The sequence below is a fragment of the Caldisericia bacterium genome (assembly GCA_030018355.1).
Taxonomy (GTDB): domain Bacteria; phylum Caldisericota; class Caldisericia; order B22-G15; family B22-G15; genus JAAYUH01.
Map to the genome: position 1 here is coordinate 221,619 of JASEFN010000002.1, position 21,233 is coordinate 242,851.

Here is a 21,233-nt window from a genome sequence, read left to right on the forward strand (position 1 = left end):
AAATATGAAAGAGAAAGATTTAATTGTAAGACCTTATGGTGATCTACCAAATGATGGGATGGTTCAGGTATCTTTTTCTCTTCCTATTAAACTTTCAAATCTTTCAAGAGAGATAGCAAGAAAAATTGCAAGAGAGATGAATTTAACTGATGAAATAATTGTTTTTGAAAAAGATCTTTATGAAAATTTTTCATTTTTCATCCTCTATGGAAAATTTAAAAAAGGAGTACAGGTTTCAAAAATTGAGATAAAAGAAGAAGAGAAAAAGAAACATGAATATCATGAAGTTTTGGAATTTGGAGAAAAAGTTTTAAGTAAAAAAATAAAAATAATTGCAGCAACAATTGGTTCAGATGCCCACACGGTTGGGCTTGATGCAATAATTAATGCAAAAGGATATAAAGGAGATTCTGGACTTGAAAGATATCCATTTTTTGAAATTTTAAATTTAGGTGCACAGGTACCTCATGAATTTTTAATTTCAAAAATTTTTGAATTTAAACCAAATGTTGTTTTAATATCTCAAACTGTCACTCAAAGAAACATTCATCTTAAAAATCTAACTCATCTTGTAGAACTTCTTGAAGCAGAAAATATAAGAGATAAACTTTTATTAATTTGTGGTGGATTTAGAATCACAAAAGAACTTGCACATGAATTAGGTTATGATATGGGTTTTGGTAGTGATACATATCCATCTGATGTTGCATTTTATATAATAAATGAAGTTATAAACAGAAATTTGTTAGATAAATGGAGTTAAAAATGGAAAAATTAATTATTACAGTCGCCCCTGTTGGGGCTGAGGTAACAAGAAAAGATACACCATACCTTCCATTAACACCAGATGAGATTGCTGATGAAGTTTTAAGGTGTTATAATGCAGGAGCAACCGTTGTTCATCTTCATGCAAGAGATGAATTTGGTAATCCAACCCAGAAAAAAGAGAGATATAAAGAGATAATTGAAAAAATAAAAGAAAAGGTTCCAGATATTATAATTCAAATTTCGACTGGTGGAGCAATAGGAATGAGTTTTGAAGATAGAGCAGAGCCACTTGAACTAAACCCCCCTTTCGCTTCTTTGACTGTTGGGACTGTAAATTTTGGAGACGGAGTTTTTTATAATCCACCAGATTGGATAAGAAAATTTGCCATAATAATGAAAGAAAAGAATATAAAACCTGAACTTGAAATTTTTGAAGCAGGAATGATTGATAATGCAATGAGATTATTAAAAGAGGGTTTAATTGAAGAACCGCTTCATTTTGATTTTGTTCTTGGAGTTCCAGGAGGCATGAGTGGAGACCCAAAAAATTTAATTTTCCTTGTTAACTCAATTCCTAAAAATTCAACTTGGATGGTTGCAGGAATAGGTAGATATGAGTTTCCTCTCAGTATAATTGCCGTTACTCTTGGAGGTCACACTCGTGTTGGTTTTGAAGATAATATCTATTTAAAAAAAGGTGTCTTAGCGAAATCAAATGCTGAACTGGTTGAAAGAGTAGCAAAATTTAGTATTGAGTTTGGAAGAGATATTGCAACAGTTGCTGAAGCGAGAAAAATCTTAAATTTAAAGAGATAATTAAATTTCCATAACTTTAAGGTCTTTTGAAATATTTAATTTTGCTTCAGTTTTTGAAATAACTTCATCTACAGTAGTAAATGGACTAATTTCTTTTAGAAGAAGTCCATCATTTTTAACTTCTATTACAGCAAGTTCTGTGACAATAAGATTTACTCTCTTTTTTGCAGTTAATGGATAGGTGCACTTTTTTAAAATTTTTGGTTCGCCTTTTGCAGTATGTTCCATAGCAACAATCAGTTTCTTTGCACCAACTGCAAGATCCATTGCTCCTCCAATTCCTGCAATCATTTTTCCTGGGATTATCCAGTTTGCAAGATTCCCCTCTTCATCAACTTGAATGCCTCCAAGAACTGTTACATCGATATGTCCTCCTCTAATCATTGTAAAAGACATGAATGTATCAAAAAATGAAGAAAAAGGCAGTGTTTTTACTGGGACATTACCAGCATTTGTAACCTCAAGATCAGGATTTTCTTTATTAATTTCACCAATTCCTAAAATACCATTTTCTCCTTGAAAGATAACTCTTACTCCTTTTGGAATATAATTTGAAACTAAAACTGGAATTCCAAAACCTAAATTTACAATATCACCATCTTTTAACTCCTTTGCGACTCTTTTTGCAATTATTTCCTTTGGCTCCATTTTTAAATTCCTCCCTTTACTATATAATCAATAAAAATTCCAGGAGTTTCGATTTCATTTGGATTCATTTCCCCAATCTCAACTAAATTTTCAACTTCAGCAATTACTTTTTTTCCAGCGAGTGCCATTACTGGATTAAAGTTTCTTGCTGTTCCATAATATTTTAAATTTCCAAATTTATCCCCCCATTTAGCCTTTATAATTGAAATGTCTCCTCCAAGAGGTAGTTCTAATAAATACTCTTTTCCATTTATTAAAAATTTTTGTTTCCCTTCCTCAACAACTGTTCCAACACCAACTGGGGTTAATATTCCGCCTAATCCTGCTCCATATGCTCTTAATCTTTCAATGAGTGTTCCTTGCGGAACAAATTCAACTTCAATTTCTTTGTTTATATATTGTTTTTGAGTTTCTGGATTTGTTCCAATATGAGTTGTTATTACTTTTTTTACCCTCTTCTCCTTTATTAACTTTCCGACTCCTTTATCAGGATAAGATGTATCATTACAAATAACAGTGAGTTCTCTTACTCCTAAATCTAAAATTGCATCTATTAATATTTCGCTTGTACCATTTGCAAGAAAACCTGCAATAAGAAGAGTTGAACCATCTTTTAAACCAGATAAGAGAAGTGCTTCTTTTGGATCTCTCACTTTCTCAAACATTTACACCTCCCAAAGAAGATTTTTAACTCTATTTTATCAAAATTTCTTATGATATAATAATTAGAAAAGTTAATTTTTCTCTTTAAGGAGGTTAGAGATTATTACTTCAGATAAGATAAGAAATGATTTTTTAAAATTTTTTGAAGAAAGAGATCACTTAATTTTACCCTCTTTTTCTTTGATCCCAAAAGATCCAACTCTTCTTTTTACAGCAGCAGGAATGGTTCCGTTAAAATCTTACTTTCTTGGTGAAGAGGAACCTCCAAAAAGAAGAATAGCCACATGTCAGGCTTGTTTAAGAACAAACGATATAGAACAAGTTGGTAAAACAATAAGACATCACACTTTTTTTGAAATGCTTGGGAATTTTTCGATTGGTGATTATTTTAAAGAAGAGGCAATCTCTTGGGCATATACTCTTCTTACCAAAAATTGGGGTTTAGATAAAAATAGAATTTGGATTTCAATTTATCCAGATGATGAGGAGGCACTTAATATTTGGAAAAAAATTGGTATTCCTCAAGAGAGGATTGTTAAACTACCAGATAACTTTTGGCAGATGGGAGAGGAAGGACCATGTGGTCCTGATTCTGAAATTTATTATGACTTAGGAGAGGAATTTTATTGTAACGATCCTTCATTAGGTCCAGCATCCGAAGGAGATAGATTTATTGAGGTGTGGAATCTTGTTTTTACTCAATTTGATAGAAAAAAAGATGGAACACTTAATCCGCTTCCAAGAAAAAATATAGATACTGGAATGGGTCTTGAAAGAATAACAATGATTTTACAAAATAGGAAAAGTAATTTTGAGACAGATATATTTTTTCCAATAATAGAGAAGATAACAAAGGTTCTTAAATGTGATTATGATGAGAAAACAAAAATAAATATTAGAGTCATTGCAGACCACATTAGAGCAATTACATTTTTAATTTCTGAAAATCTATTTCCATCAAATGAAGGAAGAGGTTATGTTTTGAGAAGATTAATAAGAAGAGCCTTTTCTTCTGGATGGGCTCTTCAGGCAAGAGAACCATTTTTATATAAAATCTATCCTGTAGTTGTTGAAAAATTTAAAGAGCCTTATAAATTTTTAAGAATTGATGAAAAAATTGAGAAAGTTATTTTAAGTGAAGAAAAAACATTTATTGAGACACTTGAGAAAGGAATTGATATAATTGAGAATTTGGTAGAAAAAGCAAAAGAAGAGGGTAAAACCGAAATTTCTGGAAAAGATATATTTTTCCTTTATGACACATATGGTTTACCAGCAGAGGTTATTGAAGATATTTTATCAACAAGAGGTCTTTCTTATAATAAAAAAGAATTTGAGGATGCTTTAAATCAGTCAAGAGAAAGAAGTAGAAAAATTGCAAAAGAATCGAAAATATTTGAAGAGAGTTTAGATTACATAAAAATAAAAGAAGAATTTGGTGAGACAGAATTTATTGGATATGATACTTTAGAGAGCGAAGGAAAAGTTCTACTTTTAATGAAAAACGGTGGAAGAGTTCAAAAACTATCAAAAGGTGAAGAAGGATTGCTTATTCTTGACAAAACTCCATTTTATGGCGAAAAAGGCGGTCAAGTTGGAGATATTGGTGAAATAAAAGGAGAAAATTTATATATATCTATCTTAGATACAAAATCACCAGTTGAAAATTTAATAGTTCATATAATAAGAGTTTTAGATGGAGAGATAAGAGAGGGAGATAAGGTTTATTCTTATGTTAATAGAAAAAGAAGAGAGGGAATAAAAAGAGCCCACACAGCAACACACCTTCTTCATAAAGCATTAAGAGAGGTTCTTGGAGAACATGCAACTCAAAAAGGATCTCTTGTTTCAGAAGACTATTTAAGATTCGATTTTTCTCATTTTTCAGAAATTTCAGATGAAGAGTATCATGAAATTGAAAGAAAAATAAATAATTGGATTTATGAAAGTTTACCCGTTATAGTAAATTTTAAAAATATTGAAGAAGCAAAAAGAGAAGGTGCAATTGCTTTATTTGGTGAAAAGTATGGACAAATTGTAAGAGTTGTTTCTGTGGATGAACTAACAAAAGAGTTTTGTGGTGGAACACATGTATCTAACACAATTGAAATAGGTGGTTTTAAAATAATTTCTGAAAGAGGAATTGGAACAAATTTAAGAAGAATTGAAGCAATAACTGGTCTTAAGGTTATAGATTATTTAAACAAACTCTCAAAAGATTTTAAGAATTTGTCTCTTTCTCTTTCTGCAAAAGATGATGAAGTCATCTTGAAAGTTCAAAAATTAAAAGATAATATAAAGGAACTTGAAAATATTATTAGAGTTTTAAAAGAAAGATATTTTGATCTTTTACTTGAAAATGCAATAAAAAATTCAATTAAAATTAAAGAATCAAAGTTAATTTTAATTCAAGATAAGATTCTAAATCCACAAGATAGCTTCTCTATCTTTGATAAATTAAAAGAGAGAGAAAAAGAATTTATATTTATTTTCCTTTCAAATAAAGACTTAAAAAATATTTCTATATTTATTTCAGATTTATTAAAAGAAAAAATTTCAGCAAAAGAGATTCTTAACTTTTTAAATTCAAAATATGGAGGCAAGGGAGGAGGTAAAGAGGATATTGCACAAGGAAGAATTGAAAAGGTTGAGTTAGATTTAAATTTGATAAAAGAATTTTTAATTGGAAAAATATAAAATAAGGATTAAAAATGAAAAGAATTTTAGGTGTTGATTGGGGAGAGAAAAAGATGGGTGTAAGTATCTCTGATGAATTAAAGATTTCAGCAAATGGAATTGGTGTTTTTTATGGAGATTTTGAAGAAAAGTTGAAAGTTCTTAAAGAATTAACAGAAAAGTATGAAATTGAAAAAATTGTTTTGGGAATTCCAATTTCACTTTCAGGTGAGATTAATAAAGAGGGTGAAAAGATTTTAAAAGTTAAAGATGAAATTGAAAAAAGATTAAGAATTCAAGTTGAACTTATAGATGAGAGATTTACAACAAAAATAGCAAAAGAAAGATTTTCTTTTGAGAAGAAAAAAAGACAGAAAATAAAAGAAAAAAAGATTCAAGATGATTTGACAAGTGCAATTATAATTTTAAACTCATATCTTGAGAGGATAAAATGAGAATTTTGAAGATATTAACAATAATTTTTATAACTATTCTTATTATTCTTCTCTCATTAAGTTTATATGCTTATGAAGAATTTAAACCACCAAAAGATTTTGAACCTAAGAAAGTTTATATCAAAGATGGTCTAACTCCAAGAGAAATTGGTAAACTATTGAAAGAGAATAAAATAATCAAAAATGTCGAATTTTTTGTTATTTTTGCAAAATACTATGAAATTGATGATAAACTGAAATCAGGAATTTATGAATTTAACGAAAAAATGAATCTAAAAGAAGTCCTTTTTAAATTAACTCAAGGAGGAATTCCGCCATTTATAAAAGTAACAATAAAAGAAGGATTTACCATAAAAGATATAGCAAAAACTTTTGAAGAAAATGGATTATGTACAAAAGAGAAATTTTTAGAAGAGACAACTAAAATAGAAAAATATAAAGATTATATTTTTGAAGATGCAAAATCGCTTGAAGGATTTTTATATCCAGATACATATTATTTTGAAAGAGATAATTTAGAAAAAAATATTATAATGATGCTTGAAAATTTTAATAAAATATTTTTTGAAGTTTACAAAAATTATAATGGATCACTTAATAAATATGACATTTTAAAACTTGCATCAATTGTTGAGAAAGAAGCGATGGTTGATGAAGAAAGAGATATTATTGCTGGAGTTTTTATGAATAGACTCGAAATAGGTATGCCACTTCAAGCAGATCCAACCCTAAAATATATTCTTGATAACCCATCATATACACTTTCTTCAAAAGAACTTGAAATCGATTCACCATATAATTCTTATAAATATAGTGGCCTTCCTCCAACACCAATATGTAATCCTTCAATTAAATCAATAATTGCTGTTTTAAATCCTAAAAAGACAGATTATCTTTATTTTGTGGCTGATGGAAATGGAAAACATCTTTTTGCAAAAACTTTTGAAGAGCATTTGAGAAATATACATAAGGTTATGCCATGAAAATAATGTTTATTGGAATTGCTGGAGGAACTGGATCTGGAAAAACAACAGTTGCTCATAATATAAAAGAAAAAATTGGTGAGGATATTTTAATATTAGATATGGACTCATATTATAAAGATAATTCTCATATACCTTTTGAAGAAAGATTAAAAATAAATTATGATCATCCAGATGCTTTTGATATACCCCTTCTAAAATCTCATATTGAGGCTCTTTTAAAAGGTGAAAGCGTCAAAAAACCAATTTACTCATTTGTTGAATATACAAGACTTAAAGATTATGAAGAGATAAGACCCAAAAGAATAATTATTCTTGAAGGTATTTTCGCTTTATTTTTTGAAGAGATAAGAAAACTTATGGATATAAAAATTTATGTTGATACAGATGCAGATATAAGACTCATTAGAAGATTATTAAGAGATATAAAAGAAAGGGGGAGAACAATTGATTCAGTTATAAAACAGTATACTGAAGTTGTTAGACCTATGCATATTCAATTTGTTGAACCAACAAAAAGATTTGCTGATATAATTATTCCAGAAGGTGGTTTTAATATAGTTGCAATTGATATAGTTGTTAGTAGAATAAAAGAATTTTTTAGGGAGTAAAATTAATGAATGAAACTATTTTAAGATTATTTTTTCCAAAAGAAAACATAATGATACTTCAAACATTAATTGAATCGCTCGAAGGTAAAGCGATGATTTTATACACTTATGTTGATGACAATTTAGGAATAATGGATATATCTTTTGACAAATCCTTAATGAATGATATGATATCTTTTTTAAAAGAGGTTTCTGAAATATTACCTTTAATTTATGAACCATTAAATTATGGTAATGCTTAAAATTTTTTATCCAAAAGAATTTTATAAAAGAGTAGAAGATATAAATTTAAATTTAGATAAATATATTTCATATGAGGGTATAATTTTAGATCTTGATAATACATTAATAAAAAGAGGAGATACTTTTATAGAAGAAGAAACTTTTAACTGGTTAAAAAGGGCGAAAGAGAGTTTTAAAATAGGAGTTATTTCAAATAATAGAAAAAAAAGAGAAATTGAAAAGATAAAAGAACTTAATATTCCTATAATTTTTAATGGATTAAAGCCACTCCCTTTTTCTTTTTATAAAATGTTAAAGATTTTAAATTTAAAAAGAGATAAGATAATTTTAATTGGAGACCAAATTTTTACAGATATTTTAGGTGGTAATGTTTTAGGTTTTTATACAATACTTGTTGAACCAAAAGACAAAAATAGAGATTTTATTTTAACAAAATTTCAGAGATTTTTTGAGAAATCAATTTTAAAAAAAATTAAAAATTGTGTTATGCTATAATTAGTTTATGGATAAATACTCTCAATTCGGCACTAATTTAATAACTGATGGAATAATAACAGAAGATCAACTCAAAACTGCTCTTGAAGAGAGTAAAAAAAGTGGTGAGCCACTTCTTGACACTTTAAAAAGATTGAAATATATAAATGAAGAAACATATGCAAATCTTTTAGCCAGACAATGGGGTTTTCCTTATATTGATCTTTCAACTGTTGAAATTGATAAAGAGATAGTTCATCTTATATCTGAAGAAATTGCAAGAAGATACAAAGCAATTCCTTTTGGAAGATCAAGAGATGATAAAATTATGGTTGCAATTGCAGATCCAACTGATATTGTTGCAATAGATTATCTTAGAAATTTTATACCAAATATAAAAATATTTGTTGCATCCTATGAATCAATTTTAAGAAATATTGAAAAATATTATGCAATGGAAACAACTGTTAAAGAAGCTGTGAAAGAGATGGCTGGTGGTGCAATTGAAGTTGAAAAAGAAGAAGTGAAAGATGTTGAATTATCAATTGATGAGGCGAAAAGTTTAGCAGAAACAGCACCAATAATTAGACTTATGAATCAAATAATAACTGAAGCAATAACTTCAAATGCATCAGATATACATATTGAACCACAAAAAAGATTTTTAAGAATAAGATATAGAATTGATGGAATTTTAAGAGATGCTATGAATCTTCCCAAAAATATTCAACCAGGTTTAATTTCAAGAGCAAAAATTATGGCAAATTTAGATATTGCAGAAAGAAGGAGACCACAAGATGGAAGAATAAATTTAAAATTTAGAGGAAGAGAAGTGGATTTAAGAGTGTCTGTTCTTCCTGGAATCTTTGGAGAGAAAGTTGTTTTAAGAATTCTTGATAAGGAAAGATCTTTAATTCCTCTTGAACAATTAGGCTTCTCAGAACAAAGTTTAGAGATTTTCAAAACTCTTATTAAACAACCATATGGTATGATTTTAATAACAGGACCAACAGGTTCTGGAAAATCCACTACTCTTTACGCAATTTTAAGAATTTTGAATACTCCAGAAGTAAATATATTGACAGTAGAAGATCCTGTTGAATATCAACTTGATGGCATAACACAAGTTCAAGTTAATCCAAAAATAAATTTAACTTTTGCAAACGCTTTAAGAGCATTTTTAAGACAAGATCCAGATATAATTCTTGTGGGTGAGATAAGAGATAGAGAAACAGCACAAATAGCAATGGAAGCAGCATTAACAGGTCACCTTGTTTTTTCAACTCTTCATACAAATGATTCTTTTTCAGCACCAACAAGATTAATTGATATGGGAATTGAACCATATTTAATTGCGTCGTCTTTAATTGGAGTTACTGCTCAAAGATTAGTAAGAAAAATTTGTAATGAGTGTAAAGAGGAGTATAAACCAAATAAATTTATTTTAAAACAGATTGGAATAGAGGATTATGACGGAGTTTTTTATAGAGGTAGAGGATGTCAAGTATGTGGAAATAGTGGATATAAAGGAAGAATTGCAGTACAAGAAGTTTTAAAAATTGATGATACAATAAGAGAGATGATTCTTCAAAGAAAATCATCAACAGAGATAAAAGATTATGCTGTTAATAATGGAACAATAACTCTTCTTCAAGATGCTATTGATAAGGCTAAAAAAGGAATTACAACAGTAGAGGAAGTTATAAGAGTAATTTCAACAGTTGAGGTGTTAGAAGGATGATATATAAATTAGATGATTTATTGAAGATTTGTAAAGAGAAAAATGCTTCAGATCTTCATTTAACAGCAGGTCTTCCACCTGTATTTAGAATAAAAAAGAATTTAATTCCATTAAAGGGCGATCCATTAACACCTGAGGAGATTGAGGAGTTAATTTATCCAATAATGAATGATGAACAAAAAAGAGTTTTCGAAGAAAATTGGGAAATAGATTTTTCTTTTGGTGTACCGCATGTTGGAAGATTTAGAGTTAATGTATTTAGACAGAGACAAACAGTTGCGGCAGCATTTAGAGTGATACCTTGGGAAATTCCAACATTTGAAGAGTTGGGTCTTCCACCTGTTATGAATAAAGTAGTTGAACTTGAAAAAGGCTTTGTATTGGTAACTGGTGCAACAGGTTCAGGAAAATCAACGACTCTTGCATCTATAATTGATAAAATTAATGCAACAAAAAGCGTTCATATAATAACAATAGAAGATCCTATTGAATATCTATTTAGACACAAAAGGAGTATTGTTGTTCAGAGAGAACTTGGTTCTGATACAAAATCTTTTCCAAATGCATTAAGAAGTGTTTTAAGAGAAGATCCAGATGTGATCCTTGTTGGTGAAATGAGAGATCTTGAAACTATTTCAGCAGCAATAACTGCAGCAGAAACAGGTCATCTTGTTTTTGCAACACTCCACACAAATACAGCTGCACAATCTATTGATAGAATAATAGATGTTTTTCCACCATATCAACAACAACAGATTAGAATTCAACTCTCAAATAACTTATCTGCAATTTTTTCACAACAACTTATTCCAAGAAAAGATGGTCAAGGTCTTGTTCTTGCAACTGAAGTTTTAATAGTAACACCCGCAGTAAGGAATCTTATAAGAGAAAATAAAACATATCAGATAAATACAATAATTCAAACTTCAAGAGATATTGGTATGCAAACAATGAATCAATCTTTAAAAGATTTATATGATAGAGGATTAATCACTTATGATGATGCAATTAAATATTCTTATGATAGGGAGGAGATGATTAAAATATTAGGAAGAGAGAGTTATGGCAAAGTTCAAATATAAAGGAAGAGATAGTTATGGAAAAGTAGTGGAGGGTGTTTTAGAAGCATCTAATGCAGAAGAACTCGAATCAACTCTTAAAAAAAGAGGCTTAATTCCAATTAAAATTGAAAAAAGCGAAGAGAGTGGAATAGCAGGAATTTTATATAGATTTTTTGGTAAAAGGGGAGTTAGCATTAAAGATCTTCTTTTCTTTACAAGACAATTCACTACTATGCTTAAAGCAGGACTCCCCTTAACAAGAATTCTTGATATACTCTCATATCAATCACCAACTAAAAAATTAAGAGAAGTTGCAAAAGAATTAAAAAGAAATGTTGAATCTGGAATTCCATTATCAACAAGTTTAATGAATTATCCAACAATTTTTTCAAATCTTTATGTAAGTATGGTAAGAGCAGGAGAAGTCGGAGGAACACTTGATAGATCTTTAGAAAGAATAACTGAGTTTCTTGAAAATGATTATAGATTAAGACAAAAAATAAAAAGTGCAATGAGTTATCCAATGTTTGTTCTTATTTTCGCATTATCTCTTGGATTTTTTATGCTAACAATTTTTGTTCCAAGATTTGCAGGATTTTTTGCAGATTTAAATGTTCCACTTCCTGCTATGACAGCATTTACACTCAATCTTTCAAGAACACTTATTAAATATTGGTGGTTAATATTAGGTGCTTTAATAGGTGGATTTGTAGTATACAATGCATATAAATCAACTCCATTTGGTAAAGAAAGAGTAGATAGGGGAAAACTTAGAATGCCAATTCTTGGAAAAGTAAATCACCTTACAATAATGGCAAGATTTACAGGAACCCTTTCTTCTCTTCTTGCTGCTGGTGTTCCACTTCTTCAAGCATTAGACACTGTTGCTTCAACTGTTGATAATGTGATAATTGAAAGAGAAATAACAAAAATCGAAGATAGAGTAAGAAGAGGAGAAACTCTTTCTAAACCAATGGAAGATTCGGGACTTTTTACTCCAATGGTTGTTCAAATGACCGCAGTTGGTGAAGAAACTGGAGAATTGGAGGGAATGCTTAAAAAAGTATCAGAATTTTATGAAGAAGAGGTAGATAGAGCAGTGGGGCAATTAACATCAATGGTTGAACCACTTCTCATAATTTTTGTTGGAGGAATTATTGGATTTATAGTAATTTCTCTTTATCTTCCAATTTTCTATATGGTTGGTCAAATTCAATAAAAAAGTGGAGGATTTTTAGATTAAAGATAAAGATTTTCTTGGTTCACAAGGAAAATTAATTGATATTTTAGAATTTATTTTTTTAAAAGATGAACCATATATTGATTTAAGTGAGATATCAGATCTTTTTAAATTAAGTAAATCTGGAAGTTATAGAATTTTATCCATTTTAGTAAAAAAGGGTTTTTTAGAACATAAAAAGGGTGATGCCAGATATTTTTTAACAAAAAAAATTTTTGATATTTCTAAAAAATTAATTTTTAAAGAGCCAATCTACTTTATCATAGAAAATATTTTAGTTGAATTAGGAAATAAATTAAAAGAAGAAATATACTTTTTAAAAATTGAAAATAGTGAATTAAAAATTATCTATTCAAATTCAAAGAAAAACAATTATGAGTTTTTTCCTATTCATGCAACATCATTTGGCAAAGTAATTTTATCCTTTTTAGATAATTCAAAAAGAAAAGAGATTTTTAATAAAATTAATTTTGAAAAGTATACTATTTATACAAAAGATAATTTAAATGAATTTTTAAAAGAAATAAAAAAGATAAAAAAAGATGGATTTTCTTTATCAATTGAAGAATTTACTTATGGAATATGTGATTTATCATTTCCTATTTTTGACAATGTTCAAGATAAAGTTTATTCTCTGGGAGTTAGATTTTCAAAAACAAAACTATCTGAATTATATCTTAATGAGATGATTCAAGTTTTAAAACAAACAAAAGATTTATTGGAAAAAAATCTAATTAACTTTTACAAATTTAAATAAATATAAACGCCATAAATTCAAAATATATTGACTTCATTGAAAGCATAAGATTTATCTAATTTTTGTATTTATATGAAGATAAAAAGAGAATTAAAAATTTTCTTCTTTTTTGAAAAATATGGATTATAAGTAAACCTAAATTTATATTTTTCTATGCCTGTTTTAATCTTAGTAAGTAAATTGATATTCTATTAAATATTAAATTAGATGATACAATATAGGTAGATTTTTTTAAATTTTTAGCGTGTTTGGACTTATATTAAAAATATGAGATTTTATCAAAAATAAATAAATAAAAAATAGAAAAATGGAGGTAAAAAAGATGAAAAACAAAAAAATATTAATTAAAATTACAATTTCTATTTTAATAGTAATTGGATTTATATTTTGTGTTCAAATACCTATTATAACAACCTTTTCGTCTATAAATAATTCAAAGCCACCTTCTTTAGCTAATTTTAATATCCCAATTTATATTGATTATTATCATCTTAGAATAGAATATTTAACAACTTCAGATTGGACAACTCTTGAATTAGTTAATATGGTAGAAACAATTTTAACTATGAGATTTATTGAGAAAATAGGAATACCAACTCATATTGGATTGGAATATAATATGTTAAGTTTAAACCAACCACTTGAAGAATCTATTAAAGAAAAGATGGTAGGTATGAAAGTTGATTTTGCAATTTCTTCAGAAAAAATTACTCAACCTCTTTTTTTCATTCTTAAAAAGGGTAATTTGGGAAAAAGCATTGTAAGAATTTTTATTATTACAAATGAAAAGATCCAGATTATTAAAGAAATTACGCATATTGGTGAAGTTCCAGGTAGTGAAGGATTAAATCCCATATCATTTGAAATTGATCTAAAATTACTAAAAAATCTTTCACATACTCAAATAGTAATTAATCGTCCTACTAAAAAAATGATTCTGTCTTTTTATTATCCATGGTATCATGAATATGATTGGTCAAGTCCTATGCTTAGAGATAGACCATTAAAATTATATTCTTCAAATGACCCAAAGGCAATTCTTCGCCAAATTACACAGGCTCAACAAGCAGGAATAGATGGTTTTATCTCTTCATGGTGGGGGCCAAAACATTATGAAGATCAAAATTTAGAAATACTTCTAAATTTAGCACATAAAAAAAATTTCTCTATCTCAATCTATTTTGAAACCTTAACTGAAACTGGTCCTCGAGATGAGGAAGAAATTTATCAAATGCTTAAATATATTATTGATAAATATGGAGATCATCCAGCATTTTTAAAAATTGATGGTAAACCTGTTATTGTTATTTGGGCATCACAAGAAGTTCCACTTAAAACATGGGAAAATATTTTTACAAAACTAAGAAATGAAGGAAGAGATGCTATTTATATTGGGTGCGGCTATAATATTGATAATCTTAATGTATTTGATGGAATACATGAATATGGAATTTTTGGTTTCAAAGATCTTAATGAAGTTTATAAAACTGTAAGTTCTTATACTCGTTATTTTTCATTGTTATCAGATGAGCCTAACAAATCAAAAATTTGGGTTGCAACTGTTCAGCCGGGTTATGATGATCGACTTATACCAGGAAGAATAGGTTATGTAAAAGATAGAGAAAATGGTTGGTGCTATTGGAATACATTTGAAGCAGCAATAGAAAGTGATCCAGATTTAATTTTTATAACTACATGGAATGAATGGTGGGAACATACATATATTGAGCCAAGTGAACTTTACGGGGGTATATATTTATGGATAACCTATGTATTTGCTAGCAAATGGAAAGGCCATTAACTATTATTTCATAATTTAAAACAGCATATTAACAAAATCGAATATGTTGTGTACTCATGTAATTTATACTTGACAAATTTATAAATTTAATTCATAATTGTGTTATGAATTTTAAAAATTGTGTTACAAAGGAGAAGTTATGGGAGAACTTGTTCGTTTTGGAGTTTCTTTAGAAAAAAATTTATTAAAAAGATTTGATAATTTTATAAAAGAGGAAAATTATCCAACAAGATCAAAAGCCATTAGCGATTTAATTTCAGAAACTTTAACTAAAAGAGAGTGGATTAAAAGTGAGACTGTTTTTGGTTCAATAACACTTTTTTATAACCATCATAAAAGAGATTTATCAAACAAGTTGGTTGATTTGCAACATGATTTTAATGATATTATAATTTCAAATCTCCATGTTCATATTGATAAGGATAATTGTCTTGAGGTAATTGCATTTAAAGGAAATTCAAAAAGAGTTTATGAATTAAATAAGACATTGAAAAGTATTAAGAATTTAAAATTTAATACTTCAATTATTAAAATTGAGGAGGTTTAATTATGCATATTCCTGATGGTTTTTTAGATGTAAAAACAACTATTTCTTTTTGGGGAATTTCAGCGGTTTTTCTTTCATATTCAATAAAAAAATTAAGGGATAATTTAAATGAAAAAATCATTCCATTAATGGGAGTTTTAGGTGCTTTTGTTTTTGCATCACAAATGTTAAATTTTCCAATTTTAAATGGTACTTCAGGTCATTTTGTTGGTGGAGTTTTACTTGGAATTGTTTTAGGTCCTTTTGCAGGTTTAATTACCATGAGTTCAATATTATTAATTCAATCTCTTCTTTTTGCAGATGGTGGAATTATTTCACTTGGTGCAAATATATTTAATATGGGAGTTGTTGGTCCCTTTTTAGGTTTTTACCTTTATAAAAATTTTTTAAAATTTTTTAAAAATAATTTTATAATTTCTTCTTTTTTATCATCATTTCTATCTGTTGTTATTGGTGCAGCATTTTGTTCTATACAACTTGGAATTTCAAATACTATTCCAATTTCTTTAGGATTACCCACGATGGTTGGAATTCATGCTTTAATTGGAATAGGTGAAGGAGTTATAACATCATTAATTTTAAGTTTTCTTTACAAAATTAGAAAAGATTTAATTATTCCAGAAACTTTAGGAGGTATGAAATGAAAAAATATATATTAATTTTATTTATAATTTCAATAATTCTTGCTTTATTTTCGCCTTTTGCATCTTCTTTTCCTGATGGACTTGAAAAAGTGAGCGAAATTTTTAATTTTCAAGAGAAAGAAAGAACTTTAATTTCATCTCCAATGCCAGATTATACAATTCCTTTAGTTCAAAATGTTAATCTATCTACAATTCTCTCTGGTATTTTTGGAGTTATTATTACCTTTATTTCTCTGTATCTTCTTGGTCTAGTATTTAAAAAAAAGATTGATTAAAAATCCTTTATTAAAATTTCTCTTTACAATATTGTTTATTTTTTCAGTTATTTCAATAAATAATAGAGAACTTGAGAAACTATTGATTTACTTAATTATAATTTTAATTTTAATAATTGCATCAAAAATTAAGGTAAAGACTTTTCTTAAAAAATTATTTTTATTATTACCATTCATAATTATTTTTTCAATTACAAATCTTTTTATGAAATATAAAATATCTTCTTTCGATAAATTAAATTTTGTATCCATTACTCTAAAGCCTGTTATATCTTTATCTGCAATTATCTTATTAATCGAGACAACAAATTTTGTTTATTTAATTCAAAGTTTAAAGATATTAGGAATTCCGAAAGAAATTTTAAATACTACACTATTAATTTATAGATATTTTTTTATATTACTTGATGAAATTAAAAAAATTGAAATTGCAAGAGATATGAGATACTTTGGGGGATATTTTAAAAGACAAGTAAAAGTTTATTCAAACATAATTGGAGTTTTACTTTTAAGATCAATTGAAAGAAGTGAGAGAATTTTTAATGCAATGAAATTGAGAGGATATGAGAATGAAATTAGATACATTTTAAAATTAGAATTAAATAAAAAGGAAATTTTTATTTTATTTTTATTTATATTGATTCTTATCTTTATAAGGATTGCATGAGAGAGGCTATTGTTGTAAAAAATTTAAATTTTTCATATGAAAATAGTAATTTTAAACTTCAAAATATAAATTTTGTTATTTATGAAAGAGAAAACATAGGGATTATTGGAAAAAATGGTTCAGGAAAAACAACTCTCATCTTAAATCTTGTAGGAATATTAAAAGGAGATGGTTTAATAAAAATTTTTGATATTCCTTTAAAAAAAGAGAATCTAAAGGAGATAAGGAAAAAAGTGCAAATTGTTTTTCAAAATCCAGATGATCAACTTTTCTCTCCGACTGTTTTTGATGATATATCTTTTGGTCTGCTTAACTTGGGATTAAAAGAAGATGAAGTGATGAAAAGAGTGGATGATGTACTAAAAGATATTAATATGGTTCAATATAAAAATTACTTTCCAAATCATTTAAGTTTTGGTGAAAAGAAAAAAATTTCAATTGCAACTATTCTTTCAATGAGACCAGAAATAATAATTTTTGATGAACCAACTCAAGGACTTGATCCAAAATCAAGAAGAGAAATTATTGAAATTATTAAAAAGATTGATGGAACAAAAATTATTGTTTCTCATGATTTAGATATGATTTATAATTTATGTTCTAAAATTATTTTATTATATAATGGGAAAATAATTAGTTTTGATGATAAAGATAAAATATTAAAAGATAAAAAACTTTTAGAAGAATGTGAATTAATATAAAATTTACTACAAATCTTCCAATTAACTTCTTGCTTCTCTTAAAAGTTCAGTATACTCACTAATCTCTCCACCAACAAGGTTTTTAAGCGCAGCAGTAAAATCTTTTGCAAAACTTTTTGCTCTTACAGTATTTCCAAGAACAATACCTAAAACTTCTTTAATTTTTTTATTAGGTACATAATCGCATGTTGTTAAAATCATATTTACTTCCTTAATTAATAATTTCTAATTTTAATTTTATTTTTAATTTTATTATTTTAGATTCTATATTTTTCTATACCATCTTCTTTGCCCTTTTGACTTTTTCAATAATTAATAAGATTACTATATAGCCAATAAAAAGAACAACGCCCATAATAAAAATTTCTAAAACTCAATTAAATTTAAAAAGCCCTGGATATACCAGGGCAAAACAATTTTTTAAAAATTTCTTTCCTTTTACTTCTCTAGTTTTTTATGGCATAGCCACCAATCAAGGCATTCAAATTCACCTTTTTTTGCTTTTTCAAATCTTTCCATTGCTGTTTTTATATCCTTTGCAGGTGGAATTATTACATGATCTTTTCCCACTACTTCACTATCTGGCCAATTTGCTGGCATTGCGACTCCATATTTATCAGAAACTTGCATGCCTTCAACTGCTCTTAAAATTTCATCAATATTTCTTCCAAGTTCTTGTGGATAATAGAGGATAATCCTTATAAATCCTTTGTCATCTACAACAAACACTGCTCTTACTGTATTTGTTCCTTTTCCAGGATGAATTAATCCGAGTTTATCAGCAACTTCTCCTGTATCTGCAATAATAGGAAACTCAATCTCGACTCCCAATTTTTCTTTTATCCATTCAATCCATTTAATATGAGAGAATACTTGATCAACTGAAAGGCCAATCAATTCACAATTTAACTTTTTAAATTTTTCATATCTCTTTTGAAAAGCAAAAAATTCTGTAGTACAAACTGGTGTAAAATCTGCTGGATGAGAGAACAAAACAAGCCATTTACCTTTGAAATGGTCTGGTAAAACCATTTCTCCATGAGTTGTTAAAACTTTAATTTCAGGAAATTTTTCACCTAAAAGTGGTATGCTTTTTCTTTCTTCATGTTCACACATTTTGCACCTCCTTATTTATAATTATACCAAATTTATATTTATTTTAAAAAATTAAAAATTTAATAAATATCCATTTTCATTCAACCATCTTATGTTTTTTTATAATTTGGTAAAATTTTAAATATTTTCTCATAAAAACTCTTTTTGTGAGTTTTCTCTATTAAATGAATAAGTTCATGCACAACTACATAATTAATTAACATCTATTGGTGCCATAACTAATCTATAGGAAAAATTAAAATTTCCTCTTGCAGTACATGAATCCCTTCTCTTTTTTACACATAAAATTTCTTTTATAACCTTTTTACAAAAATTTACAAATACCTCTTTTGCCTTTTTGATAATTTTGTGATAGATAAAAACAATCATTAAAGATAATTAGTTTAATTTGATTTTTAACTATTTTCAAATCATAAAATTTTCCAAAAAAAAGAATTTTTTTCTACTTAACAGAAAACTTTTTATGATTAACCTTTATTTTTCTATTTTCTATAATCCTTAATTTCTTTTCAATCCAATTTTTATGTTTACTCACAAATTCTAAAATTTCATTATCTTTTGATTTAATGAAACTCTTAATAAAATATCCCCATTTTTATATAATTTATTTATGGATTTATCTTAATGGAGGTAAAACCATGCCTACTTATGAATATATTTGTTCAGATTGTGGAGAGAAGTTTGAAATTTTTGCGACTTTTGAGGAAAAAGAAAAAGGTTTGAAATTAAAATGTCCAAAATGTGAAAGTAAAAAGGTATCACAGGTTTTTGGAAGTGTCTTTATTATAAATAAATCAAGTAGTAGTTCAGATAGCAAAGGATGTTCCTCGTGTAATGGGAATTCATGCTCCTCTTGTAGATAATTCATATAATAATATAATTGAGAGGTTTTAATGCCATTTACTCCATTTCATTGGGGACCAAGTTCTTGGATAGGTATAATTTTATTTAAAATTTTTGATTTACCCACACTTGTTGTTGCAAGTGTAATTGTTGACATTGAACCATTTTGCGTTTTTGTTTTTAACGCACCATGGCGTGCACACGGTTTTTTGCATAGTTTCTTAGGTGGTTCAATAATTGCAACTTTAACAGCAATATTTATCTATTTTCTAAAAAATAAAATTAGAAAAATAATGTCTTTCTTTAAGTTATCACAAAATTCACCGTTTAAAAAAATTTTATGGACTTCATTTTTTGGAATTTACTTTCATATTTTATTAGATTCTCCTTTATATAGTGATATAACACCATTTTATCCATTAAAAACAAACCCCTTATATGGCAAGATTTCTTCACGAGATATTTATCTTTTTTGTAGTTTATCTTTTATAGTTGGATTATTTGCATATTTAATTAAACTTTGGAATTATAAAAAAAACTTTAATCAAATATTATGAGAGATAAAATTTTATAATATTTTTTATTTAAAAAATAAAATTGGCTCCTCGGGCAGGATTCGAACCTGCAACCTAGTGGTTAACAGCCACCCGCTCTACCGTTGAGCTACCGAGGAACCTATCATAAATTATATTTAATCTTTTAATTTTGTCAATATGGTTATCTATTTTATATTAAACCCTTTTTTGAAAGATATTCATTTAAAATTTTTCTTATTTCATCAGAAGATAACGGACCAAAAAATGGTTCTTCTCCATCAACATAGACATTTGTTGAACCATATTTCAAAATTTCATCTTTTGTTAGAGGAACATACTCTACTAATTCAATTTTATCTCCAAACTCTTTAATAGTATCTTTTAATTTTTCATACCAAACTATAGTAAAAGGACACCTTAAATTCTTTACAATTTCCACAACAACTTTATTCTCTTTTTTTAAATGATTAAATGTTGGTTTTAATAATTTTGGTGTTTCAATTTCTTTATACTTTTTAATTAAAGATTTAAAAGGATGATTTAATCCACTAAGTTTAATCTCCTCAAAATCAAATTTTTTAAAAAAAGAGATAGGCATCCACTCTTCACCATCAATTCCAATTGTCATAACTCCGCTTCTATCAATTGTGTTTTTAATAACTTCTTCAATTAGTGCTTTCCCAACTCCTCTTTTTCGAAAATTTGGTAACACCCATATACATGGCATAAAATATAGATCTTTTCCTGATATTAAATTTATACCCTCTTCAATTGGCCAAAGTTCAACTCTTCCAATTGGGATATCCAATTCATAGGCAATAAAACCCTTCCAGCCAGATTTAAATCTAAATTCTCTCCATAAATTAGCAATAAATTTTATTGCATTTATATATTTATCCTCACTTGGACAACATGGAACAAATAAATCAATTATATTTTCTTCTGTTGCCATTTTTATTTCCATAAT

The 21,233-nt window shown here is 27.4% G+C and carries 23 protein-coding genes, 1 tRNA gene and 1 pseudogene; 19 read left to right on the plus strand and 6 right to left on the minus strand.

From position 1 onward, the window contains the following. Nucleotides 1–4 precede the first annotated feature (4 nt). Together QMD25_02635 and QMD25_02640 are read left to right on the plus strand one after the other, a co-directional pair. Nucleotides 5–763: an OAM dimerization domain-containing protein gene (locus tag QMD25_02635; GenBank protein MDI6860899.1), complete on the plus strand. Its 759-nt coding sequence runs from the start codon at nucleotides 5–7 to the stop codon at nucleotides 761–763. A 2-nt stretch (nucleotides 764–765) separates the two neighbouring features. Continuing rightward, on the plus strand, nucleotides 766–1,584 hold the full coding sequence (locus QMD25_02640) for a 3-keto-5-aminohexanoate cleavage protein (protein ID MDI6860900.1): 819 nt from the start codon (nucleotides 766–768) through the stop codon (nucleotides 1,582–1,584). Here QMD25_02640 and QMD25_02645 read toward each other — a convergent pair whose 3' ends face one another. Next, on the minus strand, nucleotides 1,585–2,232 hold the full coding sequence (locus tag QMD25_02645) for a 3-oxoacid CoA-transferase subunit B (GenBank protein ID MDI6860901.1): 648 nt from the start codon (nucleotides 2,230–2,232) through the stop codon (nucleotides 1,585–1,587). Nucleotides 2,233–2,234: 2 nt separating this feature from the next. Next, a complete protein-coding gene (locus QMD25_02650; GenBank protein ID MDI6860902.1) occupies nucleotides 2,235–2,897 on the minus strand; it encodes a CoA transferase subunit A in 663 nt (220 codons plus the stop codon). Nucleotides 2,898–3,012: 115 nt separating this feature from the next. Between QMD25_02650 and alaS the strand changes: the two genes are divergently transcribed. The 15 genes from alaS (at nucleotide 3,013) to QMD25_02725 (ending at nucleotide 17,771) form a co-directional block, all read left to right on the plus strand. Then, on the plus strand, nucleotides 3,013–5,592 hold the full coding sequence (gene alaS, locus QMD25_02655) for an alanine--tRNA ligase (protein MDI6860903.1): 2,580 nt from the start codon (nucleotides 3,013–3,015) through the stop codon (nucleotides 5,590–5,592). Nucleotides 5,593–5,606: 14 nt separating this feature from the next. Then, nucleotides 5,607–6,026, plus strand: coding sequence for a Holliday junction resolvase RuvX (ruvX, locus tag QMD25_02660; protein MDI6860904.1), 420 nt, complete (start codon nucleotides 5,607–5,609; stop codon nucleotides 6,024–6,026). Further along, nucleotides 6,023–7,009 (plus strand): endolytic transglycosylase MltG, encoded by a 987-nt coding sequence (gene mltG, locus QMD25_02665; GenBank protein MDI6860905.1) that lies wholly within the window; start codon nucleotides 6,023–6,025, stop codon nucleotides 7,007–7,009. Before ruvX ends, mltG begins: the two co-directional genes overlap by 4 nt. Continuing rightward, on the plus strand, nucleotides 7,006–7,620 hold the full coding sequence (udk, locus tag QMD25_02670) for a uridine kinase (GenBank protein MDI6860906.1): 615 nt from the start codon (nucleotides 7,006–7,008) through the stop codon (nucleotides 7,618–7,620). Before mltG ends, udk begins: the two co-directional genes overlap by 4 nt. A gap of 5 nt (nucleotides 7,621–7,625) precedes the next feature. Continuing rightward, a complete protein-coding gene (locus tag QMD25_02675) occupies nucleotides 7,626–7,862 on the plus strand; it encodes a hypothetical protein (GenBank protein ID MDI6860907.1) in 237 nt (78 codons plus the stop codon). After that, the gene (locus QMD25_02680; protein MDI6860908.1) at nucleotides 7,855–8,358 is read left to right on the plus strand and encodes a YqeG family HAD IIIA-type phosphatase; all 504 of its coding nucleotides are present in this window, start codon (nucleotides 7,855–7,857) and stop codon (nucleotides 8,356–8,358) included. Before QMD25_02675 ends, QMD25_02680 begins: the two co-directional genes overlap by 8 nt. 7 nt (nucleotides 8,359–8,365) lie before the next feature. Further along, a complete protein-coding gene (gspE, locus tag QMD25_02685; GenBank protein ID MDI6860909.1) occupies nucleotides 8,366–10,078 on the plus strand; it encodes a type II secretion system ATPase GspE in 1,713 nt (570 codons plus the stop codon). Then, nucleotides 10,075–11,160 (plus strand): type IV pilus twitching motility protein PilT, encoded by a 1,086-nt coding sequence (locus tag QMD25_02690; protein ID MDI6860910.1) that lies wholly within the window; start codon nucleotides 10,075–10,077, stop codon nucleotides 11,158–11,160. The genes gspE and QMD25_02690 overlap by 4 nt, the downstream gene beginning before the upstream one ends. Then, on the plus strand, nucleotides 11,141–12,358 hold the full coding sequence (locus QMD25_02695; protein MDI6860911.1) for a type II secretion system F family protein: 1,218 nt from the start codon (nucleotides 11,141–11,143) through the stop codon (nucleotides 12,356–12,358). Before QMD25_02690 ends, QMD25_02695 begins: the two co-directional genes overlap by 20 nt. A 1,100-nt stretch (nucleotides 12,359–13,458) precedes the next feature. Continuing rightward, nucleotides 13,459–14,937: an endo-1,3-alpha-glucanase family glycosylhydrolase gene (locus QMD25_02700; protein MDI6860912.1), complete on the plus strand. Its 1,479-nt coding sequence runs from the start codon at nucleotides 13,459–13,461 to the stop codon at nucleotides 14,935–14,937. Between the two features lie 139 nt (nucleotides 14,938–15,076). Beyond that, nucleotides 15,077–15,484, plus strand: a complete 408-nt coding sequence (gene nikR, locus QMD25_02705; GenBank protein MDI6860913.1) for a nickel-responsive transcriptional regulator NikR — start codon at nucleotides 15,077–15,079, stop codon at nucleotides 15,482–15,484. Between the two features lie 2 nt (nucleotides 15,485–15,486). Then, nucleotides 15,487–16,128 carry an energy-coupling factor ABC transporter permease gene (locus tag QMD25_02710; protein MDI6860914.1) on the plus strand — a complete coding sequence of 214 codons (642 nt, stop codon included), beginning with the start codon at nucleotides 15,487–15,489 and terminating at the stop codon, nucleotides 16,126–16,128. Next, complete coding sequence (locus tag QMD25_02715; GenBank protein ID MDI6860915.1) at nucleotides 16,125–16,403, plus strand: PDGLE domain-containing protein; 279 nt, start codon at nucleotides 16,125–16,127, stop codon at nucleotides 16,401–16,403. Before QMD25_02710 ends, QMD25_02715 begins: the two co-directional genes overlap by 4 nt. Then, a complete protein-coding gene (gene cbiQ, locus QMD25_02720; GenBank protein ID MDI6860916.1) occupies nucleotides 16,396–17,070 on the plus strand; it encodes a cobalt ECF transporter T component CbiQ in 675 nt (224 codons plus the stop codon). The genes QMD25_02715 and cbiQ overlap by 8 nt, the downstream gene beginning before the upstream one ends. Continuing rightward, on the plus strand, nucleotides 17,067–17,771 hold the full coding sequence (locus QMD25_02725; GenBank protein ID MDI6860917.1) for an ABC transporter ATP-binding protein: 705 nt from the start codon (nucleotides 17,067–17,069) through the stop codon (nucleotides 17,769–17,771). The genes cbiQ and QMD25_02725 overlap by 4 nt, the downstream gene beginning before the upstream one ends. A gap of 27 nt (nucleotides 17,772–17,798) precedes the next feature. Here the strand turns inward: QMD25_02725 and QMD25_02730 are convergent. Then, nucleotides 17,799–17,972 (minus strand): annotated as a pseudogene (locus QMD25_02730) (heavy metal-binding domain-containing protein). A gap of 237 nt (nucleotides 17,973–18,209) precedes the next feature. Continuing rightward, on the minus strand, nucleotides 18,210–18,887 hold the full coding sequence (locus QMD25_02735) for a peroxiredoxin (protein ID MDI6860918.1): 678 nt from the start codon (nucleotides 18,885–18,887) through the stop codon (nucleotides 18,210–18,212). A gap of 638 nt (nucleotides 18,888–19,525) precedes the next feature. On the opposite strand from QMD25_02735, the gene QMD25_02740 reads away from it, so the two are divergent. Both QMD25_02740 and QMD25_02745 read left to right on the plus strand, forming a co-directional pair. Continuing rightward, nucleotides 19,526–19,750 (plus strand): zinc ribbon domain-containing protein, encoded by a 225-nt coding sequence (locus QMD25_02740; GenBank protein MDI6860919.1) that lies wholly within the window; start codon nucleotides 19,526–19,528, stop codon nucleotides 19,748–19,750. A gap of 30 nt (nucleotides 19,751–19,780) precedes the next feature. Beyond that, nucleotides 19,781–20,287: a hypothetical protein gene (locus tag QMD25_02745; GenBank protein MDI6860920.1), complete on the plus strand. Its 507-nt coding sequence runs from the start codon at nucleotides 19,781–19,783 to the stop codon at nucleotides 20,285–20,287. A 41-nt stretch (nucleotides 20,288–20,328) separates the two neighbouring features. Here the strand turns inward: QMD25_02745 and QMD25_02750 are convergent. Next, a tRNA-Asn gene (locus QMD25_02750) sits at nucleotides 20,329–20,403 on the minus strand. Between the two features lie 53 nt (nucleotides 20,404–20,456). After that, complete coding sequence (locus QMD25_02755) at nucleotides 20,457–21,230, minus strand: GNAT family N-acetyltransferase (protein ID MDI6860921.1); 774 nt, start codon at nucleotides 21,228–21,230, stop codon at nucleotides 20,457–20,459. Nucleotides 21,231–21,233: the final 3 nt, after the last annotated feature.